The sequence below is a fragment of the Caballeronia sp. LZ003 genome (genome assembly GCF_031451465.1).
In the GTDB taxonomy this organism is placed as follows: domain Bacteria; phylum Pseudomonadota; class Gammaproteobacteria; order Burkholderiales; family Burkholderiaceae; genus Caballeronia.
Genome location: NZ_JARUXJ010000003.1, coordinates 55,957 through 81,307, shown reverse-complemented (window position 1 = coordinate 81,307; position 25,351 = coordinate 55,957). Strand labels below are relative to the sequence as shown.

Here is a 25,351-nt window from a genome sequence, read left to right as displayed (position 1 = left end):
ACGCCATAACCACAAGCACGCACCAGCACGCGCGCGGCAATTCATGCAGTGGAGGAGACACCCTTGGATACTCGAATCGTCATTCCCGATGCGCTCGATGCGCATCTCGCCCCGTCGCCTGGCGCGGGCCGCGTCACGCTCGACGACGTTCCGCTCAACCGCTTTCATATCAAGATCGCGGGGCTGACTTTCGGCGCGCATTTCACGGAAGGTTATGCGCTTGGCACCATCGGTTACGCGCTGGCGTCGATGAACCGGCAGATTCCGCTCGATGCGTTCTGGATGGGCATGCTCGGCTCGTCCGCGCTGATCGGCATCTTCTTCGGCAGCCTCGTATTCGGCTGGCTGTCCGACCGGCTCGGGCGGCAGAAGATTTTTCTGCTGAGTTTCATCATCATCACGGCGGCGGCGTTCGCGCAGTTTTACGCGACCACGCCAGCGATGCTTGTTGCGTTGCGCGTGTTGATCGGCTTCGGCATGGGCGGCGACTTCGCGGTCGGTCACGCGATTCTCGCGGAGTTTTCGCCGCGCAAGCATCGCGGCACCCTGCTCGGCTCGTTCAGCGTGATCTGGACCATCGGCTACGTGATTGCGAACGTGCTCGGCATGCATTACGCCAATGCCTCGCCGGACGCCTGGCGCTGGCTGCTCGCCTCGGCCGGCATTCCGGCGTTTCTCGTACTCGTGTTGCGTATCGGCACGCCGGAGTCGCCGCGCTGGCTGCTCGGCCGCGGTCGTGGCGATGAAGCGCGGCGTATCGTGCGCAAGCACTTCGGCCCGAACGTGACGCTCGACGCCGACGCCGGCGAACACTTCGCTCCGCCCGGCGGCTTCGCGCGGCTCTTCAAGCCGGATCTGATCCGCCGCACCATCTTCAATTGCGCGTTCTTCGTGTGCCTCGTGATCCCGTATTTCGCGATCTACACATTCCTGCCGAGCATCCTCAAGGCGATCGATCTGAACGAGGGCTCGGGCGCGGATCTGCTGCTCAACGGCGTGCTCGTGATAGGCGCGTTGCTCGGCATCTGGCTGACGATCAAGCTCTCGCGGCGCGCGTTCCTGATCGGCTCGTTCGCGGTGACGTGCGTGTCGCTGCTGGCGCTTGCGGTGCTGCCATCGTCGGCGTCGCTCTGGATGATCGCGGCGTTCGCGCTTTTCACACTGACCATGTCCGCGTTTTCAAACCTGGTCGGCGTGTTTCCGCCCGAGTGCTTTCCGACCGAGGCGCGCGCGTGCGGCGTCGGACTGGCGATTGCATGCAGCCGCCTTGGCTCGGCTATCGGCACGTTTCTGTTGCCACTGGGCATTGCGGGCGTCGGCGTCAAGGTAACGATGCTCGCGCTCGCCGCGGTGCTGTTCATCGGGATGCTGGTTTCGATTGCATGGGCGCCGGAAACGAAGCATCTGACGTTGAACGAGGCGAGTGGCAACTGAACTGCTTCAAGGCTGCGCTGCGTTCGCGTTTGTCACCCCTTCGCCGCGCAGCCACTCCGCGAACGCCTGCACATGATCCTGCGCGGCAGCCGACGGCCCAATGTCCAGCCAGTATCCATAAGGCCCCGTGGATTCCACCGGCGACAGTTGCGCAAGCGTGCCGTCGTGCAACTCGTCGGCGATCATGTTGCGGTCCACCACCGCGAGGCCGGTTCCGGCTAGCGCGGCGCGAATCGCCTGATCGAGCGTCGAGAACTCGATGCCGTTTTCCGCGAAACCGCGCGACAGGCTCGCGGCATCGAGCCAGTTCGGCCAAAGCGTGAGGCGCGCGTCGTTGTGCAGAACGTGCAGCGCGGGCAGGCGTTCCAGCAGCGCCACGACGTCCTGGCCCGCATACTTCGACGCGCCGACGAGCACATGCCGCTCGATGAACAGCAACGCCGACCGATGATCCGCCCGCGCCTCGTGCCCGAAGCGGATCGTGCATTGAAACTCGCCCGTGGCGTCGGTGCGCACCGAGAGGTCGATGTCGGGCACCGCGTCCATCAGCGAACCGAGACGTGGCGACAGCCAGCGCGATGCGAACGTCGGCGGCGCGCTCACCGTGAGCCGCTTGCGTTCGCTCTTCGGAGAAATCGAGAGCTTGCGGGTCGTGCGTTCAATGGAATCGAACGCCTCGGAGACGCACGCGAGCAACTCCGTCCCTTGCGCGGTCAGGCGTATGCCTTTGTGATCGCGGTCGAAAAGCCGCGCGCCGAGCGCGTCTTCGAGCAGACGAATCTGGCGGCTGACCGCGCCTGGCGTCACGCACAACGCGGCGGCGGATTTGTTGAAGCTCATGTGGCGCGCGCTTTCTTCGAAGAAGCGTAGCGCGGTGAGTGAGGGCAGGCGGCGCATGGTGTCTCGCTAGATTGGTTTTTTTCCTATGGTAACGAGTCGACAGGCGGTTGCGTCCGGCCTTCGCGGCTCAAACCTAAAGGTCGCCGCAGCCTGAGCGCTACAAAAATCCGCATGAGCCTGTTTTGTAGCCTTCAGGCCGCGAGTCGTGCGCAACGCCGACCGCCACTCGAAGGGCATCGCGCTGTTCTGGTTCACATTCGGCGATGCGGCAATCACGCCCGCCTACGACATCTGACGATGCAGGCTTACAACCCGCCGGGGTTACCCGTGGACGGACGCAAGAGCTCGGCGCCCGGCAACTCGTGACTCATCTTGCCGCCCGCATCCGCGCAAAGCATCGCTGCTGCTCGTCGACCTGTCCGCGCAGCCACTCGCGAAACATCGCGACATGCGGCGCATCGTCCTGTCCCGCGCGCGTCACGAGCCAGTACGACTGATGCCCGTCCACTTCGACATCCAGTAGCGGCACGAGCGCGCCGCGCGCAAGCTCCGGCGCGATCATGTGACGATCCGCGATGGTGACGCCAATGCCATCCACCGCCGCATGGATCGAATGATCGAGCAGGTCGAATTCGTAGCCGTCGTGGGTATCGACATCGTCGATGCCCGCCGCGTTCAGCCAGTGTTGCCAGGTGAGATAGCGCTGATCGTTGCTTGCAAGCACATGCAGCAAGGTGAACGCATTCAGGTCCACCGAGGTCGTCGCGCGCTCGCCCAGCAATTCGGGCGAGCACACGGCGATATGCCGCTCGTTCATCAGCAATTGATTGTCGAGCCCGGCCCATTCGCCGTTGCCGAAGCGAATGGCGCAATCGAGCGCGCCGGATTCGACGAGCTCGTCGGTGCGGCGCGTGGTCAGGGTGACTTCGACTTCAGGCGCGGCGGCACGAAGGGATGGCAGGCGCGGCATGAGCCAGCGGCTCGCGAAGGTCGGCGGCACGTTGATGCGCAAGCGCTTGAGATGCGTCTTCTCCTGAATGCTGCGCACCGTCAGCTCGATGCGATCGAACGACATCTTGAGCGCCTGCAGCAGCAGGCGCCCCGTGGCCGACAACTCCAGATGATGATGACGGCGCAGCAGCAAGGCTTCGCCGAGTTGCGTTTCGAGTTGGCGAACCTGACGGCTCACCGCGCTTTGCGTGACGTGCAGCACTTCCGCCGCACGCGTGAAACTACCGGTGTGGCCAGCCACTTCGAAAGCCCTGAGCGCGTTCAGGGCGGGCATCTTCCGCTTCAAAACTGTCTCCTGTCTCGTCTGACGTGCGCGCATTTAACACGCGCTTCACGCCAGTCGTGCCGCTCTTTGGCAGCATTTTACGAATCGAGTCAAATTATGCCGGTTATCCGACCGGCGGCGGCGCGCAACCTAGACCCGCTTCGTTCATGCGGCGACGGGAAGTTCGAGCGGCTTCAACGCCTCGACCACCCCACGACGCGAATCTTCGAGAATCATGTCCGCGCCCTTCTCGGCGACCATCATCGTCGGCGCGTTGAGGTTGCCGGAGGTGATGTTCGGGAACACCGATGCATCGACGATGCGCAAACCATCGATGCCATGCACGCGCAGACGCTCGTCGACCACGGAGGTGCGCGCGTCCGGACCCATCGCGCAGGAACCGCACAGGTGATAGATCGAGCCGGACTGGTCGCGGAAATACGCGAGCATGTCTTCGTCGCTCTTCACGCCCGGTCCCGGCGAGATTTCCTCGGCCGTGACCTGGCGCAGCGCCTTCGTGCCCATGATGCGGCGAATGAGCTTGCTGCCCTGAATGACTTCGCGGATATCCTTCGCCGTCGTCAGCGCGTTGATGCGGATCTTCGCCGCATCCTCGACCTTCGCCGACGCAATTTCCACCGAACCGCGGCTCGTCGGGCGACACGGATTGAAGCACAGCAAAAAGCCCGAGTACGGTTCCGGTTCGAGTTGCGCCTTGCTGCTCTTCGGAATGCGGTACGACAGCGGGTTGAAGTAGAGCTGCAGGTTTGGCTCCAGCTCGTCGTCGGCGCCCTTGAAGAAGCCGCCCGCCTGGTTCACGCTCATGGCGAGCGGTCCCTTGCGCGTCATCAGATATTGCAGCGCCACCTTCGCCTTGCCGATGAGCGAACCCAACTGGTCGTTCAGCGTCTTTACCGTCGCGCGATAGTAAAAGCTCACGCACAGATGGTCCTGCAGATTCTTGCCGACCGCCGGCAGCTCATGCACGAGCGTCACGCCATGCTTTGCGAGTAACTCCGCTTCGCCGATACCGGAGAGTTGCATGAGCTTCGGTGTATCGACGGCACCCGCCGAGAGAATCACTTCGCGCTTCGCCCGGAACTGCAAGTCCTGGCCATTACGCGAGGCGAGCACGCCCATGGCGCGCGCGCCGTCGAACAACACGCGGCGCACCGTCACGTTGCGCTCGATCTTCAGATTGCCGCGCTCCATCACCGGATGCAGATACTCGAAGCTGCTCGACGAACGCTGACCGTCGCGCGTGTTGACATCGTAGATGCCCGCGCCTTCGTACTTCGGGCCGTTGAAGTCGTCGGTGCGCGGAAAGCCCGCTTCTTCGGCGGCTTGCAGAAAGTCCTGGCAGATCGGATGCGCGTCGTCCTTCATCGGCGAAACGCGGATCTTGCCGTTCGCGCCGTGATACTCCGTGTTGCCAAGCGGATGCGATTCCACGCGACGGAAATACGGCAGCACGTCCTTGAAGCTCCAGCCGCGATTGCCCGCTTTCGCCCAATCGTCGAAATCGTGCGGCTGGCCGCGCACGTAGATCATCGCGTTGATGGAGCCGGAGCCGCCCTGCACCTTGCCGCGCGGGCAATACAGCTTGCGGTCGTTCAGCTGCGCTTCCGGCTCGCTGTAGTACATCCAGTTGTATTCGGGGTTGTAGTAGGTCTTGGTGAAGCCGACCGGGACCTTGAACCAGAACGACGCGTCCTCGCCGCCCGCTTCGAGCAGCAGGACCGAATACTGTCCCGACTCCGTCAGACGGTTGGCGAGAATGCAGCCCGCCGAACCCGCGCCCACGATGATGTAATCGAATTCCATGCTTGAGTATTCCGGTGAGTGTCAGCCTTTGGCAGGCGCGAGGTCTTTCACGTCGAAAGGCCGGGGCGTCATCTGCAGATGCAGACGGTCGCCGGTATAAGGCGTATGCGCGCGCACCACGTCCATGTTCAGTTCGACGCCAAGACCCGGCTCGTTCGACGGAATGATGTAGCCGTCTTCCCAGCGAATCGGCGTCTTCAGCACTTCGGCGTGAAAGCCGTCCCACGTGCCGATGCTTTCCTGAATCAGGAAGTTCGGCGAGCACGCCGCGATCTGCACGCTGGCCGCCGCGCCGACAGGCCCGTTGTACAGATGCGGCGCGATCTGCGCGTAATGCACTTCGGCGAGACTCGCGATCTTCTTCGCTTCGAGTAGCCCGCCCACGCGTCCGACGTTGAATTGCAGAATCGATGCGGCGCGCGCTTCGAGCAGCTTGAAGAACTCGTACTTCGTCGTCAGACGCTCGCCCGCCGCAATCGGAATGCTCGTCTTCGCGGCGACTTGCGCCATCGCGTCTTCCTGTCCCGGCGGAACGGGCTCCTCGAACCACAGCGGATCGAACTTTTCGAGGCGTTGCGCGAGGCGGATCGCCGACGATGGCACCATCTGGCCGTGCGTGCCGAACAGCAGATCGGCCTTGCTGCCAACCGCTTCACGCACCTTGCGGCAGAAGGTTTCGCAGCGGTCCATGACTTCGAGCGAAATCTGGTGGCCGGAATACGCCGTGTACGGGCCTGCCGGATCGAACTTCACCGCCGTGAAACCGAGTTCGACGTTGTGCGCGGCACATTCCGCCGCGAGGTCCGGGTCGTCGTAGTCGTATTCGCCACGACTGTTCTTCGGATAAAGATACGTGTAGGAACGCAGACGCTCGTGCACGCGGCCGCCGAGCAGTTCGTACACGGGCTTGCCCGCCGCCTTGCCGATGATGTCCCAGCACGCCATTTCGAGGCCGCTTACGACGCCCATCATGGTGAGGTCGGGGCGTTGCGTAAAGCCGCTCGAAAAGGCTTCGCGATAGAAGCGCTCGACATGATGCGGATCGTGGCCGAGCAGATAGCGTTCGAATACATCTTCGATGATCGGCGTCATCGCCTTCGGATGAAACGTGGCCGAGTAAATCTCGCCGACGCCCTCTATGCCGCAATCCGTGCGCAGCTTCACGAAGATCCAGTACATGCCACCGACATGCGGCGGCGGCACGGCGACGATATGAGTTTCCAGTGCGGCGATTTTCATTGCTGCGATTCCTTGCGTTCCATGCGTTTGAGCCGATGCTTGAAGACGAGCGCGGCGACACCGCCGAGCGCGGCCATCACGGCGACATAGCCGAAGTACATTTGATAGCCGAGCACGCCGGGATAGTTCTGCGTCAGATGCCCGTTAACGAGCGGCAGGAATGCGTCCGGCGAGTAGCCAATCACCGAGATGAGGCCGATGGCGAGACCGCTCGTCTCGGCCGGCACCTTGCAGTCGTCGAGCAGGGACCAGTAGAGACCGCGAATGGCATAGGTCATCACGCCGATGAACAGCACGACCACGGCGATCAGCACGTGACTCGAAATGCCCGGCGCGACGATCAGCACGACGAGCGAGAGCGCGGCTGCGAAGAGCGCGAACACGAGCACGGAAGACTTCGAGAAGCGGTCGCCGAGAAAGCCGCCGCCGATGCCGCCGATAGGACGCATCCACAGCTTGAGCGTGGTGATGAAACCCGCCGCGACCACGGAAAGGCCGATCTCCTTCTCATGCAGATACGCCGAGAAGCTGTACGTCGCCCAGAACACCTGATAGCCGCAGAACACGATGGCCGCGAGCAGCCACAATTGCGGATTCTTCAGCAGCACGGCGAGATCGCGCAGCACGTTGCTCTTGCGCTTCGCCACGGCGGTGGCGCCCGCGTCGGGATCGCGAACCAGCCCGAGCACCACGCCAAGCAGGATGCACAGAAGCGCGTACATATAGACCACGAGCTTGAAACCCGCCGCGGTGGAGTCGCCGCGCGTGTGCGTCACGTAGGCGAAGACCGAAATCGCGATGGTTGCGAGCAGCGCTTCGATCAAGCCGCGACCGCCATCGAGAAAGCCGAAGAAGCGGCCTTGCTCGTCGGCGGCGGCGATCATCTGCACGCGCTTGATGATGGCGGCCCAGAACGTGAGGCCGGTCGTCAAACCCCAGCAGCCGAAGATCACGATCAGCGAGGCGAACGAAGGCGCCGTCGAATACCACAGCCCGAGCGCGCCGGTCGCGATCAACGAAAAACAGATGAGCACGCGCGGCGCGACGCGGTCCGCAAGCCAGCCGCTTGGCAAATAGCAGATCAGGAAGATCGTGCCGAGCGCGGAGTAGAGATAGCCGAGTTGCTCTTCGGTGATGCGGAAGACTTCGAGCATCGTCGGCTGATAAACCTGCCGCAGATACAGAATCGGATAGATCGCGCCGGCGGCGACCACGAGCAGCGCGAGTTGCAGATAGCGGTCGGCGCGCGCGCTTTTGAGCGGCAGCGCAGCCGCGCCCTGGCTGGTTTGAGCAGGATTCGATGACACGGGAGGCTCCTCGATGAACCGCGGGCGCAAAGCCCGCAGCCTTCGTATATTTTTGTGTGAGTTGGAAAAGGAAAACGGCGGCGTCCTCGCGAGAAGACACGGCCTGGGTCAGTACTTCATGACGACGAGACGCGTCTGCGTGAATTCCAGCATGCCGTGCTTGCCGTCGTCACCGCCGATGCCGGAGCGTTTCCAGCCCGCGTGGAAGCCTTGATACGGATCGGCCGGCGTGCGGTTGATATAAAGCTCGCCCGCTTCGATGGAGTTGGCGACCTTCATCGCCGTGCGATAGTTTTCGGTGTAAAGCACGGACGAAAGACCGAATTGATGATCGTTCGCCATCGCGATGGCTTCATCGAGCGTGCCGTAGCGCACGACGGCGAGCACCGGCCCGAAGGTTTCTTCCTGCACGATCTCCATGTCCTGACGGCAGTTGGACAAAAGCGTCGGCGGATAGAAAAAGCCCTTGCGCTTCGGCACTTCGCCGCCGGTTTCGAGCACAGCGCCTGCCTCGACCGCGCGCATCACCATGGCGTGAATGCCTTTGCGCGATGCCTCGTTGACGAGCGGCCCCATGAAGCTCGCGTCTTCGAAACGGTCGCCGATCTGCTTGGCCAGCATCTGCTCCTTGAGCAGGCGAACGAATTCATCATGGATGCTCGCGTGCGCATAAACGCGCTCGATGGCCGTGCAAAGCTGACCGCCATGCGTGAGCTTCGAGGCGACGAGTTCGCGCGCGGCCTTCTGCAAGTCGGCATCCGGCTCGATGATCGCGGGCGTCTTGCCGCCCAGTTCCAGCGAAGGCTTCGCAATATTCGCCTTGCAGTAATCGAGCACCTTGCGGCCCGCGGAAACGCTGCCCGTTAGCGTGATCATGCCGACTGCCGGATGCGTGCAGACGGCTTCGGCGGTGGCGTGATCCATCGCCAGGATATTGACGACGCCCGGCGGCAATGCAGCGCGTTCGACGGCGCGCGCCAATTCGAACGCGGACAGCGGCGTGTTGTTGCTCGGGCGCACGACCACCGTATTGCCCGCGATCAACGCCGGCGCAACCTTGCGCAGCAGCGTGTAGATGGGGAAATTGAAGGGAATCAGGCAGGCGACGACGCCTATCGGCTCGCGATGCAGCACGAGGTTTTCGTCGGGCGTATCGCTCGGAATGACTTCGCCTTCGATGCGCCGCGCCCATTCGCTGTGATAGCGCGTGATCTGCGCGGCGTAGATGGCTTCGCTGGTGGCGTCCGTCAGGCTCTTGCCCGACTCGGAGGCGAGCGCCGCGCCGATATCGGCGGAGGCTTCGACGATGGCGTCCGCGAGACGCTGCATGTGCACCGCGCGCTCGGCGGCGGGCATCACGCGCCAGCGCTTTTGCGCGGTAGCGGCAAATTCAACGGCTTGCAACGCCTCTTCGCGCGTTGCGTTGTGCACGTGGCCGAGCACTTCTTCGGTAGCCGGATTGACGACGGCGGTGCGTTGATCGCTTGCGGGCGCGATGAAACATCCGTTCACGAAATTGCGTTCTGACTTCATGTTTCTCGATGATTCCTGGTTCGATGACGGGCGACGGCGGCCGCAGCGGAAAAACCAGCGCCGCTGATGTCGCGGCTGCCTCTTACGACTTTCGGCCCATTTTTCCGCGCTTCGCGCTGCAGCGACAAGCGAAGAATTTGCTGGCAGAACATTCAAAAAACTCACGTTCGATGTTCGGCGAAATCCCTTTGCAAGCGCGCGTCGATCACGCACAATCCGTCGCTCATCGTTAGCCATCCTTGGCGTTTTCGCGTGAGCGATGCCGACGTCATCGGATAAAACAAGAAAACTTGAGACTTTCATGAGAATTAAAGCCATTCTGTTCGCAGCGGTCTGCTGCCTGTCTTCCTCCGTCTTTGCAGCGAGCAGCGTCACGCTATACGGCGTGCTCGACGAAGGCCTCGACTACACGAGCAACGTCGGCGGAAATCACGCCTATGAATTGACGAGCGGTTATGCGTCGGGCAGCCGCTGGGGCTTGCGCGGGGTCGAAGATCTCGGCGGCGCGACTCAGGCCGTGTATCAACTGGAAAGCGGTTTGAACCTGAGCAACGGCGCGGCGGGTCAGGGTGGCCGCATGTTCGGCCGTCAGGCTTTCGTGGGCGTGCAGAACGAACGCTTCGGTTCGGTGACGCTTGGGCGTCAGTACGATTCCGTCGTCGATTACCTTGCGCCGACCACCGCCAACGGCAACTTCGCGGGCTATCTGTTCGCGCATCCGTTCGACAACGACAACACGGACAACTCGTTTCGCGTGAACAACGCGGTGAAGTATGCGAGTCCGTCGTTCGGCGGCTTCAAGTTCGGCGGCTTGTATGGCTTCAGCAACGGCACGGGTTTCGCGGACAACCGCTTGTATAGCGTCGGCGCTTCGTATGCGAATGGCGGCTTGCTGGCCGGCGCGGCATATATGCGCGCGGACGGCGTCGGCGCGGGTGGCATCGGCGCCATTGCGGCCAACGATGCGAGCTTCGTCGCGAGACGCATGCAGGTCTACGGCGCGGGCGTAAACTACTCGTTCGGCCCCGCAACGGCAGGCTTCGCCTATACGAATTCGAGTTATCGCGATCCGTCGACCAATGGATATATAGGCGGCACGCTCGTGGCAGCAGGCAACACGCTCAACGCCGTCAAGTATCAGAACTTCGAAGTGAACGGCAAGTACCAGTTCACGCCGGCGTTCTTCATCGGCGCGCAGTATGTGTATTCCATCGAGACGTACGACGCGGCTTCAGGCACGGTCAAGCCGAAGATTCACTCGTTCGGCTTGATGGCGGATTACTTCCTGTCCAAGCGCACGGACGTCTATGTGCAAGGCGCCTATCAGAAAATCCACGGGCCTTCGACGGATTCGGTGCTGGACAACGCGTATATTCCGGGCGCGCAGCAAGTGTCGTCGAATTCGAATCAGTTTGTCGCGCGAGTGGCTTTGCGGCACGCGTTCTGATCTAGCTGACATTGAGTTCGTGATGCGGAAGGCCGGACGCTCGTTCGGCCTTTTTCTTGGGCGTGACGCTCAACTCCCGATCACCACCGATATCTCTCCCAACGGCGCCTTCGAGCCATTCGGCACGACTGCCCTGAGTGGAAACCCGAGCGTTCCCCTGAACGTGACGAAGCGGCTCATCTGAAAACGCACACCGCCGCCGATGCTCGCAAGCGATGCATTGTTGACCTCGCCCGCTTCGGGGATGCGGTTCCACACATGCCCTGCATCGAAAAACACAAACGGCTGCATCGCCGCGAAGCCGAACGTGATGGCCGGCGAGCGCAACTCCGTCTGCACGTTCCAGCCGCGATCGCCTTGCGCCGCGTACGGGTCGTAGCCGCGCACGGTCGAGTCGCCGCCAATCCCGAGTTCCTCGCTCGGCAAAAGCGTGTTGTTGGTCCACTGCACGAGCCCGCGCGCGGATACCGAAAAGCCCGTCGCACCCAGCGGCGTATCGCGTTGCGCGGACAGTTGCAGATACTGATAGCGCGGCTTCGCGCCGAGACGCGCGGTATCGAAGGCGTCGCTGTTGTTGCTGCCGTCGAGATAGCCGGGGCTCGCGTAGAGCGATGCATTCAGATGCGTGTCGCCGGATGCGTCGCTCTTCGTCAGATCGTAGGCAAGCACGAACTGATGGACGTGCGTATTGGCATTGAACACCTGAAAGCCGCCGAATTCGAGGTCGTTGTTCGAGCGCTTGAAGTCGTAGCCGAGTTGCAGTTGCTGCTGCCACGCACCCGCCTTGTCGAGCGGCGGAAGGCGCCAGTCGTAGCGAAAACTGAGCTGCGCGCTCGTGCCCGTCTGTCCGTAACTGTCCGGCAAGCGTGGCGTACTTTGCGCATACACCCCGAACAGTTCGATACGGTCGAGCCACGGCAGCGGCGCAATCAGGTTGAACGAATGCGCGACGAAGCGCGCCCGGTTGGGCCGCCCTTCGATATCCGGATTACCCGAAATGAGGTCGTTGCTCGCCGTCGCCTGATAGCCGATGCGCGCATCCGTGCCGAACAGATTGCCATAGTCGAAACCCGCAAGCAGGCGGTCGCGGCCCAGGTCCGGCACGCCGTCGTTGTTGTAGCCGCCGTAGACGCGCAACGGCAGCCGGTCTTCGGTCTGCAGGACGACATCGGTGGTATTCGCGGCAGCGCCCGGCGCATAGATCACGTCGACACGGCGATACGGGTTCGAATTCAGGAGCGCGAGGCCCGCGGCGACATCGGCTTCGCGGATCGGCTCGCCGGTGGGCAGCGGCATCTCGCGGGCGAGGAGCGCATCGGAGAAATAGCGATTGCCTTGAGGGAGCACGCGCCCCGCGCGAAACTCGGCAATCGCAATGCGCACCACGCCGTCGCTCACATCCTGCTCGGGCACGTAGACATCGACGAGCGGCAGGCCCGCCTCGCGATAACGCTGCACGACGGCGCGGCGAATTTCGGCCAGACGCGCGAAGGTGAGCGGATGGGCGAGATCGGCCGCAAAGGTATCGAGGAAGTTGGAATCGAGCAGCGGCGCGCCACTGGCCGTGATCGCAGCGCTCTGCGTGCCTTGCGTGCTGGCGGAACCGGCCGCGCCGTCCGAGCGCACGAAAGCGATGCCGCGTAAATCCGCGATCGCTACGGCCTGCGACGCATCGCCGGATTCGGCGGGCGGCTGCGGTGCACGCGGACGCTCGGCGGCGGGCGGGACAATCGGCGCGACGTCTTTATATGATTGCGCGTGCGCTGCATCGGTATAAGCGGCGGCATAAACAGCGGCATGAGCGGCGGCAATGCAGCACGCGAGCCGCGTGAACCGCACGCTCCCCTTCGATGCCCGCGTCATGCGCTACCGGCGCGCCGATGCGCGGGCCAACCACGGCGAATATCGAACGTCTGTCGCAAAGGCGCTCCTCGTCTCAATGTCCGCATCGTCACGCGGCGGCCTGACATCGTACTCGCTAATGGCATGACCGTGAGCGCGCGAGGCGAAGCTCGAAAGCGCCACGATGTCGGTGTCGATCACGAATTGGTCGCACACGTGCTCAGGCGCCGTTCCGGTTTCAGGTAGCATCGGGTGCGAACGCGCCTCGACCAAGGGCCGTTCCGAACGCAAACGAGTGTCATGACAAAAATAGCAGACGAAACGCCGCAGTTTTCCGATCAGACACAGAGCGAGACAACGCCGGAGTCCTCATCCATCGCACGGACCGGACCGCTCACCGAAGCCAAGCTCTTCGGCCGTCAGACACCGCCTTCGGGCGGCGACCCGCTTCCGCCGCCACCGCCCGGCGGCGCGGGCAGCAGTTATCGCGCGCTCGCGGGCCTGTTGTGCGGCTATGCGCTGCTCGTCGCGGGAAACGGCCTCTTCCAGACGCTGATACCGCTGCGCATCCTGCAGGCGGGTTATCCGACGCTCGTGATCGGCCTCATTCAGTCGTGCTATTACCTGGGCTTCATTCTCGGCGCGGTGGTGAACCGGCGGCTCATCGACCGGATCGGGCAGCATCGGACATTCGTGGCTTTTTCAGCGGCCGCGTCGATTCTCGCGCTGGCGTTCGGCGCGAGCGAGTCGCCGTGGCTCCTCGCGCTCGTGCGTATTCTCACGGGCGTCGCGTTCATGGGGCTTTATACGTCCATCGAGAGCTGGCTCAACGGCACGGTGGAGAACGAGCGGCGCGGCCAGGTCTTCGGCTCGTATGCAGCCATCAACTATCTCGCGGTCGGCACCGGGCAGTTCTTGCTCAATGTCGGCGCGGGCACGGGTGCGCAGCAATTCTCCATCGCCGCCGCGCTGTTCGCCGCCGCCGTGCTGCCCGTGACCTTGCTGGAAGGCTGGCCCGTCAAGGTCGCCGATGAAAACCTCGACCGCGTGCCCGCCCGAACTTGGCGCGAGAGCCTGCGCGAGATGATGGCCGCGACGCCGCTCGCGGTTCCGGGCTGCATTCTCGCGGGCTTTCTCTACAGCGCGTTCTATTCGATGACGCCGGTCTATCTTCAACGCTCCGGCTTCTCGACGAGCGAACTCGCGACCTTCATGGGCGTGGCGCTGATCGGCGCACTCCTGCCGCAATGGCCGATGGGCCGTCTCTCCGACAAAGTGGACAGGCGGCGTCTCGTGTTCTACACGGCATCGATTTCGGCGACCTTGAGCTTCGTGCTGCTGTGCTTCGATTTTCGCGCGGTGGTGTGGTGCGGCACGCTGGCGTATGTCGCGGTGACGTTCACGCAATACGGGCTCATCGTTTCGCACGTGCATGATAGAACGGAGGCGCATTTGCGCGTCGCCATCTCGGCGACCTTGCTCGTGCTGTTCTCGCTCGGCGGCATGACCGGTCCGGCGCTGGCTTCGCTATTGATGACCGTCTTCGGTCCGCGCGGACTCTTTCTCTTCAACGGGCTGTCGTGCGTGTTGCTCGCGCTTTGCGCACGCCGGGCGCTTCATGCCGGTTCCGGCAGCGTCGCCGCGAGAACGGCCGGCTGACCCAAGCACTCAATGAGCGCGCCGGATCGCCGCCGAAAAGTCTTCGTCGATCAGCGCGCCTTCCGGCCGCACAATGAGACTGCGCCGCTTGAGTTCATCGAACGTCGAGGTGTTGTCGAGCAGGCCCATGCGATAGGTGTAGTCGTCGGCGTGGCCGCTTAGCAGCACCTTCCAGCTATAACGAAGATGCGGCGCGACCGTTCGCGCGTGATGCAGGATATTGCTCGTGCAGTTGTTGAAGAGCGTGTGATAGAACTCGGGGCGTTCGTTCAGGTCGTTCACGCGCCGCATGTAGTCTTTGAACAGCGCGCGCACGGTGGCGGCCGTGACCTGCGCGCGATACAGCGACACGCGTTCGCGCCGTATATCGGTACGCACGCCGATCAGATCGCGCTCGTCGGCCACGACATAGATCAGATCGTAATGCTTGAAGAAGCCGCGCCACGTCGAATAATGCTGCCCTTGCCGACGGCGCGTTTCGATGGAGATGGAGAGATAACGGCCATCGTCGAAACCGAAGCTTACGAACACATGTGCAATGGATTCATGCGTCCAGCGCGACACCACGAGATCGACCGTCTGTAGTCGCGAGATCTCATAGATGGCGTCGAAATAGGCGGGCGTGGCTTCGTCCCGCGTTCGGTAGACAAAGTTGCGGACATTGCGAATACGCACTTGGTCGCCGCACCACATGGCGGACGCGGTCCGTGCATATTCCTCCACCCAAGGCGCGCTCTTTTCCGTGCCGGATTTCACGGTCGGACTCCATGAAAGGCTCGTGACCAACCGCCACTGTACCGCGAGACTTCGTGCGACTCGAAGCGCGGAACGATTCATGCGAAAGCGCCGGTATGCCCGAATATCCGCATGAACGCGCCGGTCTGAAAACAAGGATTGCGATGCCCGCTTACAATTGCTTCATCAGCCAGGATGCGCCGCCCGGAGTAGAAATGACCGGCCGTGCCGCATCGACATGCAGAAAAAAATCCGGTTCAAAGACCGGCGTGCGAACCGTAAATCGTCTTCGACCATCGTGTCAGGGCCGCACGAAGCCCGCGACCCGATCGTCGTCTTAATGCGTCTGCTGCCTGGAAGCTTGCGGCCATTGGACAAACCGGCGCGCCTTTGCGCCGCCGAAACGCCTTATCGAGACAATGACGGACAACTCCTCCACCGCACACAGCAGTGAATTCAATGCGCCCGATGCATCGGCGTATGCCGAATGCGCGCGCGAGCCCATTCACGTTCCCGGCAGCATCCAGCCGCACGGTCTTCTCTTGAGCATCGACGCACAAGACACGATCTTGCAAGTGAGTGGCAATGTCGCGCAACTCACGTCGATCGCGCCCGAGCGTTGCCTCGGCGAGCCGCTGTCGTTCGTCATCGGCGATGAGGCCAGCCGCCGCGCCGTCGCCGAATTGGGAAGGCTTACGCGCGATGGCGCGACGATCCACACGGGCAATGTCGTCATCGATCATTGGAGCCAAAGCGGCCCGTTCGCGCTCGTCGTGCATCGGCATGAAGGCTTGCTCTTCGTTGAACTGGAACCCGCGCAACATACCGCCGAAGTGTTTTCGAGCATGTATCCGCTCGTGCGCTCCTTCGTCACCGAAGTGCAGTCCATGCGCACGGTCGAGCAGCTTTGCCAGTTCGCGGCGACGGAGATTGCGCGCATTACCGGTTTCGGGCGCACGCTCGTCTATCAATTCGACGAAGCCGGCAACGGCCACGTGCTCGCCGAAGCCATCGAGCCGGGCTATCAGTCATACCTGAACCAGTATTTCCCCGCGTCCGATATTCCCGCCCAGGCGCGCGAGCTCTACAAGCGCAATCGCATCCGCCTGATTTCGAACGCCGATTACGAAGCCGCGCCGCTCGTGCCCGCGTTGCATCCGCAAACTGGCCGGCCGACCGATCTCACTTACGCGTCCTTGCGCAGCGTCTCGCCCGTGCATCTGCAATATATGCGCAACATGGGCACGCTTGCCTCGATGTCGATGTCCATCGTCGTCGACGACACGCTCTGGGGATTGATCTCCTGTCATCACGCGACGCCGCGCCTGCCGCCCTTCGAAGTACGCACGGCTTGCGAGCATGTCGCGCAGATCGTCTCGCTGCAGATCGAGGCGCGTGAAACACAAAACGAAGCGCATTACCGGCTCGAACTGCGCCGCATGCTTTCGGAGCTGCTTTCGTCGATGGCCAATACCGACAGCTTCGTCGAAGCCCTGGTCAACGACTCGAACGACCTGCTCGGCTTGACGCGCGCATCGGGCGCGGCGGTGATCTTCGAGGGGCGCACGTCGCTCATCGGCGTGACGCCGAGCGAGCACGACGTGACAGCGCTTGTCGACTGGCTCGATCAGCAAAGCGAGGACGTGGTGCTGTCGGATCGCGCATCGGCGCATTGTCCCGTGCTGCCAGATTCGCCGAATGTCGCGGGTTTTCTCGCGGTATCGATCTCGAAGATCTATCGCAATTACGTGATCTGGTTTCGCCGCGAGGTGGTGCAGACCATCGAATGGGCGGGCGATCCGCGCGCGAAGCTAACGGGGCTTTCCTCTTCGCTCTCGCCGCGCGTGAGCTTCGAAACGTGGACCGATGAGGTGCGCAATCGCTCCTTGCCGTGGCGCACCGCCGAGCGCGAGATTGCGCTGGAGTTCCGCGCGGCCGTGCTCGGCATCGTGCTGCGGCGTGCGGAAGAGATCGCGCAACTGGCGACCGAACTCGGCCGCGCAAATCACGAACTGGAAGGCTTTTCGTACACGGTGTCGCACGATCTGCGAGCGCCGTTGCGGCATATCGTGGGCTTTGCGGATCTGCTCAAGCAAATGGACGGCCAGAAACTGTCGGAGCGTGGGCGCGGCTATCTGGAGCGTATCGTGACATCGGCACGCTTCGGCGGGCGTCTCGTCGACGACCTGCTTTCCTTCGCGCAACTCGGCCGCGCGGCGTTGCGGCCGCATAAGGTCGATATGCATGCGCTCGTGCATACGGTCATCCAGACCGACATCGACGAGGAAACGTCAGCGCGTGTGCACTGGAAGGTGGATGCGCTGCCGCCCACCGAAGCGGATCACGTCTTTTTGCATGTGGCGTTGAACAACATCATCGCCAATGCGGTCAAGTTCAGCGGCGCGCGCGAGCAACCGGTCATCGAAATCGGCTCGCGGGAAGGCACGGGCGAACTCGCGGGCTACACGGTGTACTTCGTGCGCGACAACGGCGTGGGCTTCGACATGCGCTACGTGGACAAGCTCTTCGGCGTGTTCCAACGGCTGCACGTCGATGAAAAATTCGATGGCACGGGAATCGGACTTGCGAACGTGCGGCGGATCATCGAGCGTCATGGGGGCAAGGTCTGGGGCGAAGGCCAGCCGGATCACGGCGCGACGTTCTTCATTGCGTTGCCTAAGCAGTATCGGCCGGAAAGCGGCGTGCGGCGCGATACGGCGGCTTCGGCGCTGGCGCGGCTGGCAGCGGGAACGGGCGGCGCGGCGCAGGATTTCGAACAGCTCGTCAAGCGCTCGGAAGAGAAGAAATAAGCGCTTCGTTGTTTAAGCAAAAGGGGCTGCGATCATGAGATCGCAGCCCCTTTTTATCGCGTGATGCTAGGGCAACAACGAAGCACGCACGCTTAGAAGCGGTGACGCAAGCCGACCGCCGCCGCCACCTGATTCTGCGTCGTCGAAGGCGACAGCGTGTTGATCATCGCGACATTGGCGCCTGCATTGCCAAGCTCGCCCGAAGCATGCTGATACACGCCTTCGACGTACACATCCGTGCGACGCGAGAGCGAGTAATCCGCCTTGAGCGACACCGTATGCCACTTCGGATCGCCCGAGCCGTTTGCGCCGTTGATCTTGCCGTCGGTGTACGCGTAGGACGCGTCGAGATCGAGCGCAGGCGTCAACGCATAGCGGCCGTTCAGTTCGAAGTTGTTCATATGCAGGTTCGTGCCGCCCGGCAGCGCGAACGTGGAGCCGCCTTGCGACGCCGCGATCAGGTTGTCGTAATGCGTATTCGTCCACACGAAGCCGACGGTCGCCGGGCCATAAGCGTAATTCAAGCCTGCGCCGAATGTGCGTTGCTGATCGGCGGTCAGATTGTTGTTGCTGCCTTGACCCGCCGCTACCGCGCCGCCCGTATTGCCCGTGCGCGAGTTATTGATTTGCAGGTAAGACGCCGCAAAGTTCAACGGACCCGTGCTGTACGAAGCACCCGCGCTCCATGCGCGATTGTTCGAGAACTGGCCGGCGTCATTGCTAAAGCCATACAAGCCGCCGAACTTGAAGCCGCCATAGTTGGCGCTTTGATACTTCACTGCATTCTTGATCGAAAACGAGTTGTCGAGGTTGTCGTTATCAAACGGATGCGCCGTCAGGTTATTGCCATAGCCGCCGCCCGGTTCCGACAAGGGCGCGAGGTAGTCGACCATGGAGTCGTATTGGCGACCGAGCGTGATCGTGCCGTACTGGTCATGTTGCAAGCCGACATACGCCTGACGACTGAACATGGAGTTGCTTTCGCTATAGCTGCCGTTGTTGAGGTTGAAGCCGCTTTCCAACTTGAAAAGGGCGTGCATTCCGCCGCCCAGATCTTCAGACCCGCGCAAACCGAAATACGTGTCCGATACCGAACCACTGCCTTGCTGCCAGTTACTGTGTCCCGCGGAGTTGTTGGTGTAGACGAGGCCCGCGTCGAGCGTGCCGTACAAGGTGACGCTGCTTTGCGCCTGAGCCGTTGCGGCGAATGTGCCAAGAACGCCTGCGATGAGAAGAGTTTTTTTCATGGTTCTCTAAGTGCCCTGCTAAGTGTTCATGTTCAAGACCAGGCTTCTTCAAGATCAGGCTACCGCGCAAGCAGAAGCGCGCTCCTCAAGAAACTTGAGGGACACTATATGCGAGCACTTTGCTTATTCCGCTGCGGTCGCCAGGAAACAATATTTTGCTAAAACCGCACTAAGCTAAGTGGACGCTTCATATCCCTTTAAGCTCAGACGCTTAGGTCTCTTGGCGAGTAATACAGACGAGGTTTCGTGTTGTGCATGAACGACGGCATTTCACCGATCCACGCAAGAGCCATTTGCGAGCCATGCGGTTTGTTGTTGGCGATCGGGTTGTTACGCTTCGTCATGTCCTGAAGAACTCCGAATTGCAGTCCAGGGACAGGGGCGGCTTCGCGAGAGGAAGCCGCCCTTTTTACGCTTCGATTGCGCTTAATTGTCAAGCGTCGCTAAACGCGCTTTCATGACTTAAAGCGCTTAAGCCGCGCGCTTGGGAAATGCTAAGAAAACGCTAAAGAAAACTTAAGAAGCGCGCTTGACGAATTGCGCGACGAACGTGCGCGTCGAGTCATCGGCGAAGCGGACGGCAACGCTTTCACCGCTCATCATTTCCACCGTGCCCACGCCGTAGCGACGCACGCGAACGCGATCGCCCGCTTCGAAAGTCTTTAGTTTGCCCAGCGGCTTCGACGCTTCATCGACGCGTGCGTGCTCACGTTCTTCACGCGCGCTTACGCTGATCTCCGGCGGATGCAGGCAATTATCGCAAGCGCCGCATGTCTTGCCGCCAAGCTCGTCCTCCGGCGATCGATAATTCATCTCCGCCTGACGCAGAAGCTCATGCGACTTTGCATCGTCGATATCGGCAGCGAAATAGTCGAGCACGATGCGCCAGCGGCATTGCGCGCTCTGCACGTACGTGATCATTCGTTCCAGCACCGCGCGGTCACGCTCCGCTCTCGCGGTGTACGCGCCCGCTGCTTGATCGAGATGCGCGAAGGCCGCGCCATCGTCGATGAGTTTCATGCCGCCGCGCTGCGTGCGCCGCGTCATGCCGAGTTCGTTCAACAATGTTGCCGCCACGCGCAATTTGTTCGCACCGATATTCGGCATCGCTTCCTGCAAGCGTTCAAGCGGCTTCTGCAGCGTGTGGCCAGCATCTTCCTTGGCGAGCTTGCATACGGTTTCGGCCACGAGTCGAATAGTCTCCGCACTCGGATAGCGGCCACCGAGAAAGAACTGCTGAACCTGCTTGTCCTTCATCTCGAAGAGCAGAATGCAATCCGCAGGCTCGCCGTCACGGCCCGCGCGGCCTGCTTCCTGATAGTACGCGTCGAGGCTGCCGGGCATCTGCGCATGCAGCACGAAGCGAATGTCCGGCTTGTCGATCCCCATGCCGAATGCATTGGTCGCCACCATCACGCGCACACGATCTTCCATGAATGCGTCCTGCGCTTCCGAACGTACACTCGCCGCAAGCTTACCGTGATAACGCTCGGCCTCCACGCCGGCATCGACGAGCGCGGCATGCAGCGCCTCGCACTCGGCCACCGTCGAGCAATACACAATGCCGCTGCCTTGCATTGCGCTCACGCGTTCGATTGCACGCGCGCGTTTTTCCTCGGGATTCGTCAGCTGCTCGACGGAGAAATGCAGGTTCTCGCGATACACGCCCGTATGGATCACGTTTGCATGGCGCATTTGCAATTCGCGCACGATGTCCGTGACGACCGCGGGCGTCGCGGTTGCCGTCAGCGCGAGCACGGGCGGTCGGCCCAGCGTCTTGACCGCATGAATGAGTTCGACGTACGCGGGACGGAAGTCGTGTCCCCACTGCGAAATGCAATGCGCTTCGTCGATCACCACCAGCGGAACTTCGGGCATGCCATCGGCAAGAAGTGTTGCGTTGAACTCGGCATCGACGAGACGCTCGGGCGTGACGAACAGTATGCGAACCGCATGATCGGCGATGGCCTGCATTGCTTCGCGCGCTTCGCTTGCCTTGAGCGTGCTATTCAGAACCCTCGTCGCCACGCCCGCTTCCGCGAGCTTGGCAGCCTGATCGCGCATCAACGATATGAGCGGCGATACCACGATCGTCATGCCTTCGAATTGCAGCGCCGGCAGTTGATAGCAAAGCGATTTGCCGGCGCCTGTCGGCATGACGGCGAGCGTATCGGCGCCGTCGAGCACGCTTCGAATGACCTCTTCCTGACCCGGCCGCAGATGCGGAAATCCGAATACCTTGAGTAGTGCCTTTTCCAGTTCGGCGTCGAGCGGTCGCGACGAACGGCTCTTGCGTGTGCGGCTATCGTTCATAAGTCGGAGATGGCGAGGGCTTAGTCTTTCCAGTCTTTTCTTTTCGAATCGGCCTTGCCAGAGCCACTGCTCTTGGCGTTCTTCTGTTTCACGCGTTCCTCTTCGGTACGCGCGAGCGTCGTGGGATCGGTGCCCGCCTTGCCTGCGGCGCCCGCGCCGCCTGCCGTTCCAGCCGACTTGCCGGATGCGCCAGAGCCCGATTGCGTGTTGCCCGGCACGGTGCTCTCTTCAGCATGCGCCGCGATCGAGCCGATGAGTCCGGTCAACGCAACGGCGCAGCACAGGATGGAAGACGCTGTCTTTTTCATTGTCGATACCTCGATGGAGGCTAGCGCTTATGCAGGAGTTGCCGCGCTGCCTTCGAACAGCATCAAAGCAATCAGCAGACCCAGCACCGCTTGCTTGAAGAAAGCGCCAAGGCAATGAAGAAATGTCCCGTTGATTCTTCCGTGCTTTGAATGCGTTCCATGCCTCGAACGGTCGTTCGGAGAAAGAATGAGGGAAACCCGCTCGATGCCAAAAGGTGCGGAAACGAGACCAGATAAGCCTCACCGCAAGCTGGTTTTCAATTGGAAACAATTTCGAAGAAGGTAAAGCGAACCATCGGAACGTCAATTGCTCAGATGTTTACTTTACGAATCGAGCAGGAAAAGGACTATGAAGAAAGGCATCGATGCCGCCATCCCCGAGTTTCGACAGCGCCGAACCGCGCAACTCGCGGAAAGCGAACTCAGACATCTGGAATTGATTCTCGCAAGCTATGCCGGGCCGCCCGACGTGGCGCCGGGACGTTTTCCGACCGGATATTGGGACAAACGCATCGCCCAGCTCGATGCCGACTACGATCTCGTCCCGTCGCAGTGCCATCGCGTCGCCTCGCTGCAACGCAAGCTTGCTCTTTTGGATAACGCGCTCGACTCTGCGTACCCCGAGTCGCATGAGGACGCTCAGAACCGGCGTGCAGCCGCCTGAGTTTGGTCCGTTCCAGGCCCAAAGACTACCTCGCTCGCCGGATGGCCATACGCGCCGCATCCGCCGCGAGATCCGCGCAAAGCTCGGCCCACTTGCCGAGCAGCGATGAATCGTTAGTCAGGAAATACGGCGAGCCGGCCCAGACCGGGCCGTTTTCATCGTCGTAAGCCACTTCGAAGATTCGCAGGTCTTCGTCATCGCCTTTGCCCATTGCGACGAGTTCGGCAAACGAGTGAACGTGTTTGAGCGCGACATCGTACACGCCGATGCCGCGCAAGACCGCCATCACCGTCTTGCCGATTCGCCATGCCGCTTCGCGGCTGTCCGCCATGACGAAGGCCACGCCTTCTGCCGGCGTTTCAAGTGTGATCCGGAAAAGCCGGGTCCTGCATTCGTTGCTGAGTTGGGTATTCATGGTCCGCAAGCTGGCGCGCTTTGGCTCAGCTCCAATCGAAAAAAGAGCCGCCGCGAGGCACGCGTGTGTCGTGGACGCGATCGGCACCTGAAGCACTGTCGCGTGTTTGTCGACCCCTTAGAGCCACACAATAAGCCGTTGTTCCCGAGTGAAAGCCATTCGTCTGCGCGTAGTGTGCACCACGCGCCAGCGGACCGCGTGAAGCGGTTTGTAATTGCGCCGGTGCACTTCGTGGAAGCATCTAGAATGAGGAACGATCCATCCCGCGTGCCCACCGAAAAAGGCGCCATCCATGACCGATCATCCCCACGCAGCCGACACACAGCGCCAGTTGCAAACCTGCATCTCGGTACGCGACATCGGCAGCTTCTTCGTCGGCGGCGAGATGCTTACGCTAAGCGGCATGCCGCATCGCGACCGCGTCAGCACGAACCAGGGCGCGGTGCATCCTGTCGATCAGAATGGCGAGATCATCGCGGGACAGATGTACGTGCAATACATCAGGCTCGAACGTCCCACCGGACGATGGCCGCTCTTGCTCTGGCATGGCGGCGGCATGAGCGGCGTCAACTGGGAGACCACGCCCGACGGCCGTCCCGGCTGGCAGATGTTCTTCCTGCGCTCGGGTCTGGATGTGTATGTCTCCGATGCGGTCGAACGCGGACGCGCGTCGTGGGCGCCGTATCCCGAGGTATTCGCCGAAGCGCCCTACTTTCGCACGGCGCGCGAGGCGTGGGAAGAAACCTTCCGCTTCGGCCCGGCGGGCTCGTGGCATCCGGATGAAGCGGCAAGACGCTCGCACGAAGGCGTGCGCTTTCCTGTCGGGCGGATGGAAACCTTCATGCATCAGTTCGTGCCGCGCTGGGCGACCAACAATGCCCGCACGCAACATGCTTACGACGCGCTCATCGCGAGCCTCGACACCAGCATCATCCTCACGCATAGTCAGGGGGGCAACTTCGGGCTGACGGCCGCGCTCAATGCGCCGGAACGCGTGAAGGCGGTGATCTCGCTGGAGCCATCCGGCGCGCCGTCCCCTGACGATCACGACGCCGCTCTTCTGCGCGATGTGCCGCATCTCTTCCTTTGGGGCGACTATCTCGATCAGCATTCGTTTTGGGTCGATTCGGTGCCGAACGTCCGGCGCTGGCATGACGCGCTGGCTGCGGCGGGCACGGATGTCGAATGGATCGATCTGCCCGCGCGCGGCATTACCGGCAACTCTCACGCGCTCATGGCCGACGACAACAGCGACGCCATCGCTGCGATCGTGCTCGAATGGCTGCGCAAGCACAGCCTCGCGGCCTGAGCATATGCGTCCTTACGATCCCGTTATGCCGTTCGCCGGGTTCGCATGTCCCATGATCGCCGCGATATTGCCGATGGCCGGTTGCACATAAACGGGCGGCGGTGCATCGAGCGGCAGCGGCGCGGGGCCGGAGTACATTGCGTGCGGGTAGACCGGCAGCGGCGGCGCGCTCTGCGCATTGGAAGCCACGGGAAACACGGGCCCGCCCACGATACCCACGCCAATGAACGGATGTGCCTCTGCCGCCGTCATGCAAGCGGCGCTCAAGGCCAGTGCCAGCGTGATGTTTCTGATCGTCTTCATGTTCGTCTCCTGTTGTTTCCGGTTCGTCGATGAAGCCATTCTGCGAGCCGAAAATGAGAGAAGAATGAGGACGTAGTGCAAGTCAGAAGAGTTCGGTATCCATCGGCAGCAGGTTGATCCACTTGACGGCGGTGCGCCGCTCGACGCCATCGTCGTGAATGGAGCGAATCATGACGCGTTCGCCGCGAGCCTCTCCCAACACTTCGACGATACGGTTACGATAGCGCGCGAGCGTGCCTCTGAGTGGCTTGCGTCTCTTGCGCCTGCGGGTTAAAACAGCGTGCATGGGCGTGACAGCGATTTATGACGGCATCATCATAACCATCGCCGCGCACAGGCTCAAACAAATCTCCCGTCTTCGCGCGAATTCAAGCAAACCCAAGCGAGCCGCCACACCATGCGACGAATCACAGTACGAACTTCTCCCGTCCATGGCCGGGGCGTTTTCGCCCTCGCCGATCTACCCACCGGCGCGCTGCTGCTCGAATACAAGGGGCAGCGGCTGACGTGGAAGCAGGCGCAACGCAGCCATGAACGCTCGACCGCCGAGGACGGTCACACCTTCTTCTTCGGTCTCGACGATGGCAGCGTGATCGACGGCGCACGCGGCGGCAACTCCGCACGCTGGCTCAATCACAGTTGCGCGCCGAACTGCGAAGCCGAGCAGGACGGCGAGCGCGTCTTCATCTTCGCCATCCAGCCCATTCGAAAGGGCGATGAGCTCTTCATCGATTACCGCCTGACGGTGGAAGGACGGCGCACGGCGGCAATGAAGCGGCTTTATGCATGCCGATGTCAGGCATCGGGCTGTCGGGGAACGATGTTGTCGGCGGGAAGGTAGTGCCT

The 25,351-nt window shown here is 61.9% G+C and carries 21 protein-coding genes; 8 read left to right on the top strand and 13 right to left on the bottom strand.

The annotated features are described in order from the left end of the window. Positions 1–75 precede the first annotated feature (75 nt). Positions 76–1,434 (top strand): MFS transporter, encoded by a 1,359-nt coding sequence (locus tag QCE79_RS18425; RefSeq protein ID WP_370652263.1) that lies wholly within the window; start codon positions 76–78, stop codon positions 1,432–1,434. A gap of 6 nt (positions 1,435–1,440) precedes the next feature. On the opposite strand, the gene QCE79_RS18420 is transcribed toward QCE79_RS18425, so the two are convergent. The 6 genes from QCE79_RS18420 to aldA all read right to left on the bottom strand — a co-directional run bounded on the left by QCE79_RS18420 (position 1,441) and on the right by aldA (position 9,453). Continuing rightward, a complete protein-coding gene (locus tag QCE79_RS18420; RefSeq protein ID WP_309846714.1) occupies positions 1,441–2,331 on the bottom strand; it encodes a LysR substrate-binding domain-containing protein in 891 nt (296 codons plus the stop codon). A gap of 310 nt (positions 2,332–2,641) precedes the next feature. Further along, complete coding sequence (locus QCE79_RS18415) at positions 2,642–3,559, bottom strand: LysR substrate-binding domain-containing protein (protein ID WP_244829810.1); 918 nt, start codon at positions 3,557–3,559, stop codon at positions 2,642–2,644. A gap of 156 nt (positions 3,560–3,715) precedes the next feature. Beyond that, on the bottom strand, positions 3,716–5,374 hold the full coding sequence (locus QCE79_RS18410; protein ID WP_250510911.1) for a GMC family oxidoreductase: 1,659 nt from the start codon (positions 5,372–5,374) through the stop codon (positions 3,716–3,718). Positions 5,375–5,395: 21 nt separating this feature from the next. Then, complete coding sequence (locus QCE79_RS18405) at positions 5,396–6,613, bottom strand: mandelate racemase/muconate lactonizing enzyme family protein (RefSeq protein WP_244829812.1); 1,218 nt, start codon at positions 6,611–6,613, stop codon at positions 5,396–5,398. Further along, a complete protein-coding gene (locus tag QCE79_RS18400; protein WP_309846709.1) occupies positions 6,610–7,920 on the bottom strand; it encodes an MFS transporter in 1,311 nt (436 codons plus the stop codon). The genes QCE79_RS18405 and QCE79_RS18400 overlap by 4 nt, the downstream gene beginning before the upstream one ends. Positions 7,921–8,028: 108 nt before the next feature. Further along, positions 8,029–9,453 (bottom strand): aldehyde dehydrogenase, encoded by a 1,425-nt coding sequence (aldA, locus tag QCE79_RS18395; protein WP_309846706.1) that lies wholly within the window; start codon positions 9,451–9,453, stop codon positions 8,029–8,031. An 8-nt stretch (positions 9,454–9,461) separates the two neighbouring features. On the opposite strand from aldA, the gene QCE79_RS18390 reads away from it, so the two are divergent. Both QCE79_RS18390 and QCE79_RS18385 read left to right on the top strand, forming a co-directional pair. Beyond that, positions 9,462–9,686, top strand: coding sequence for a hypothetical protein (locus tag QCE79_RS18390; protein WP_250469080.1), 225 nt, complete (start codon positions 9,462–9,464; stop codon positions 9,684–9,686). A 68-nt stretch (positions 9,687–9,754) separates the two neighbouring features. Further along, positions 9,755–10,900 carry a porin gene (locus QCE79_RS18385; RefSeq protein WP_309846705.1) on the top strand — a complete coding sequence of 382 codons (1,146 nt, stop codon included), beginning with the start codon at positions 9,755–9,757 and terminating at the stop codon, positions 10,898–10,900. A gap of 69 nt (positions 10,901–10,969) precedes the next feature. Here QCE79_RS18385 and QCE79_RS18380 read toward each other — a convergent pair whose 3' ends face one another. After that, on the bottom strand, positions 10,970–12,763 hold the full coding sequence (locus QCE79_RS18380; RefSeq protein WP_309846702.1) for a ShlB/FhaC/HecB family hemolysin secretion/activation protein: 1,794 nt from the start codon (positions 12,761–12,763) through the stop codon (positions 10,970–10,972). A gap of 279 nt (positions 12,764–13,042) precedes the next feature. On the opposite strand from QCE79_RS18380, the gene QCE79_RS18375 reads away from it, so the two are divergent. Continuing rightward, positions 13,043–14,401 (top strand): MFS transporter, encoded by a 1,359-nt coding sequence (locus tag QCE79_RS18375; protein ID WP_244829817.1) that lies wholly within the window; start codon positions 13,043–13,045, stop codon positions 14,399–14,401. A gap of 9 nt (positions 14,402–14,410) precedes the next feature. Here QCE79_RS18375 and QCE79_RS18370 read toward each other — a convergent pair whose 3' ends face one another. Continuing rightward, positions 14,411–15,157 carry a DUF4105 domain-containing protein gene (locus QCE79_RS18370; protein ID WP_250469077.1) on the bottom strand — a complete coding sequence of 249 codons (747 nt, stop codon included), beginning with the start codon at positions 15,155–15,157 and terminating at the stop codon, positions 14,411–14,413. A 398-nt stretch (positions 15,158–15,555) separates the two neighbouring features. Between QCE79_RS18370 and QCE79_RS18365 the strand changes: the two genes are divergently transcribed. Further along, positions 15,556–17,946 carry an ATP-binding protein gene (locus tag QCE79_RS18365; protein ID WP_309846697.1) on the top strand — a complete coding sequence of 797 codons (2,391 nt, stop codon included), beginning with the start codon at positions 15,556–15,558 and terminating at the stop codon, positions 17,944–17,946. 92 nt (positions 17,947–18,038) lie between these two features. On the opposite strand, the gene QCE79_RS18360 is transcribed toward QCE79_RS18365, so the two are convergent. The 3 genes from QCE79_RS18360 to QCE79_RS18350 form a co-directional block, all read right to left on the bottom strand. Continuing rightward, positions 18,039–19,193, bottom strand: a complete 1,155-nt coding sequence (locus QCE79_RS18360; protein ID WP_250469075.1) for a porin — start codon at positions 19,191–19,193, stop codon at positions 18,039–18,041. 516 nt (positions 19,194–19,709) lie between these two features. Beyond that, positions 19,710–21,506 carry an ATP-dependent DNA helicase RecQ gene (locus QCE79_RS18355; protein ID WP_250528071.1) on the bottom strand — a complete coding sequence of 599 codons (1,797 nt, stop codon included), beginning with the start codon at positions 21,504–21,506 and terminating at the stop codon, positions 19,710–19,712. A gap of 20 nt (positions 21,507–21,526) precedes the next feature. Further along, positions 21,527–21,814 (bottom strand): hypothetical protein, encoded by a 288-nt coding sequence (locus QCE79_RS18350; RefSeq protein WP_250469074.1) that lies wholly within the window; start codon positions 21,812–21,814, stop codon positions 21,527–21,529. Between the two features lie 349 nt (positions 21,815–22,163). On the opposite strand from QCE79_RS18350, the gene QCE79_RS18345 reads away from it, so the two are divergent. Then, positions 22,164–22,478 carry a hypothetical protein gene (locus QCE79_RS18345; RefSeq protein WP_244829823.1) on the top strand — a complete coding sequence of 105 codons (315 nt, stop codon included), beginning with the start codon at positions 22,164–22,166 and terminating at the stop codon, positions 22,476–22,478. Between the two features lie 25 nt (positions 22,479–22,503). Here QCE79_RS18345 and QCE79_RS18340 read toward each other — a convergent pair whose 3' ends face one another. Then, positions 22,504–22,893, bottom strand: a complete 390-nt coding sequence (locus tag QCE79_RS18340) for a hypothetical protein (RefSeq protein ID WP_309846690.1) — start codon at positions 22,891–22,893, stop codon at positions 22,504–22,506. A gap of 292 nt (positions 22,894–23,185) precedes the next feature. Between QCE79_RS18340 and QCE79_RS18335 the strand changes: the two genes are divergently transcribed. Beyond that, positions 23,186–24,202 (top strand): alpha/beta fold hydrolase, encoded by a 1,017-nt coding sequence (locus tag QCE79_RS18335; RefSeq protein WP_309846687.1) that lies wholly within the window; start codon positions 23,186–23,188, stop codon positions 24,200–24,202. Positions 24,203–24,214: 12 nt separating this feature from the next. Here the strand turns inward: QCE79_RS18335 and QCE79_RS18330 are convergent, their stop codons facing one another. After that, positions 24,215–24,505 (bottom strand): hypothetical protein, encoded by a 291-nt coding sequence (locus QCE79_RS18330; RefSeq protein ID WP_250469068.1) that lies wholly within the window; start codon positions 24,503–24,505, stop codon positions 24,215–24,217. Positions 24,506–24,902: 397 nt separating this feature from the next. On the opposite strand from QCE79_RS18330, the gene QCE79_RS18325 reads away from it, so the two are divergent. Next, positions 24,903–25,346 (top strand): SET domain-containing protein, encoded by a 444-nt coding sequence (locus QCE79_RS18325; protein ID WP_250469065.1) that lies wholly within the window; start codon positions 24,903–24,905, stop codon positions 25,344–25,346. Positions 25,347–25,351: the final 5 nt, after the last annotated feature.

Excerpts from the sequence above, each read along its gene's own strand:
- QCE79_RS18375 (WP_244829817.1), top strand. The coding sequence starts at position 13,043 with ATGACAAAAATAGCAGACGAAACGCCGCAGTTTTCCGATCAGACACAG.
- QCE79_RS18330 (WP_250469068.1), bottom strand. The coding sequence starts at position 24,505 with ATGAAGACGATCAGAAACATCACGCTGGCACTGGCCTTGAGCGCCGCT.
- QCE79_RS18345 (WP_244829823.1), top strand. The coding sequence starts at position 22,164 with ATGAAGAAAGGCATCGATGCCGCCATCCCCGAGTTTCGACAGCGCCGA.
- QCE79_RS18325 (WP_250469065.1), top strand. The coding sequence starts at position 24,903 with ATGCGACGAATCACAGTACGAACTTCTCCCGTCCATGGCCGGGGCGTT.
- QCE79_RS18405 (WP_244829812.1), bottom strand. The coding sequence starts at position 6,613 with ATGAAAATCGCCGCACTGGAAACTCATATCGTCGCCGTGCCGCCGCCG.
- QCE79_RS18340 (WP_309846690.1), bottom strand. The coding sequence starts at position 22,893 with ATGAATACCCAACTCAGCAACGAATGCAGGACCCGGCTTTTCCGGATC.
- QCE79_RS18365 (WP_309846697.1), top strand. The coding sequence starts at position 15,556 with ATGACGGACAACTCCTCCACCGCACACAGCAGTGAATTCAATGCGCCC.
- QCE79_RS18420 (WP_309846714.1), bottom strand. The coding sequence starts at position 2,331 with ATGCGCCGCCTGCCCTCACTCACCGCGCTACGCTTCTTCGAAGAAAGC.
- QCE79_RS18385 (WP_309846705.1), top strand. The coding sequence starts at position 9,755 with ATGAGAATTAAAGCCATTCTGTTCGCAGCGGTCTGCTGCCTGTCTTCC.
- QCE79_RS18350 (WP_250469074.1), bottom strand. The coding sequence starts at position 21,814 with ATGAAAAAGACAGCGTCTTCCATCCTGTGCTGCGCCGTTGCGTTGACC.
- QCE79_RS18410 (WP_250510911.1), bottom strand. The coding sequence starts at position 5,374 with ATGGAATTCGATTACATCATCGTGGGCGCGGGTTCGGCGGGCTGCATT.
- QCE79_RS18355 (WP_250528071.1), bottom strand. The coding sequence starts at position 21,506 with ATGAACGATAGCCGCACACGCAAGAGCCGTTCGTCGCGACCGCTCGAC.
- QCE79_RS18360 (WP_250469075.1), bottom strand. The coding sequence starts at position 19,193 with ATGAAAAAAACTCTTCTCATCGCAGGCGTTCTTGGCACATTCGCCGCA.
- QCE79_RS18390 (WP_250469080.1), top strand. The coding sequence starts at position 9,462 with ATGATTCCTGGTTCGATGACGGGCGACGGCGGCCGCAGCGGAAAAACC.
- QCE79_RS18415 (WP_244829810.1), bottom strand. The coding sequence starts at position 3,559 with ATGCCCGCCCTGAACGCGCTCAGGGCTTTCGAAGTGGCTGGCCACACC.
- QCE79_RS18335 (WP_309846687.1), top strand. The coding sequence starts at position 23,186 with ATGACCGATCATCCCCACGCAGCCGACACACAGCGCCAGTTGCAAACC.
- aldA (WP_309846706.1), bottom strand. The coding sequence starts at position 9,453 with ATGAAGTCAGAACGCAATTTCGTGAACGGATGTTTCATCGCGCCCGCA.
- QCE79_RS18380 (WP_309846702.1), bottom strand. The coding sequence starts at position 12,763 with ATGACGCGGGCATCGAAGGGGAGCGTGCGGTTCACGCGGCTCGCGTGC.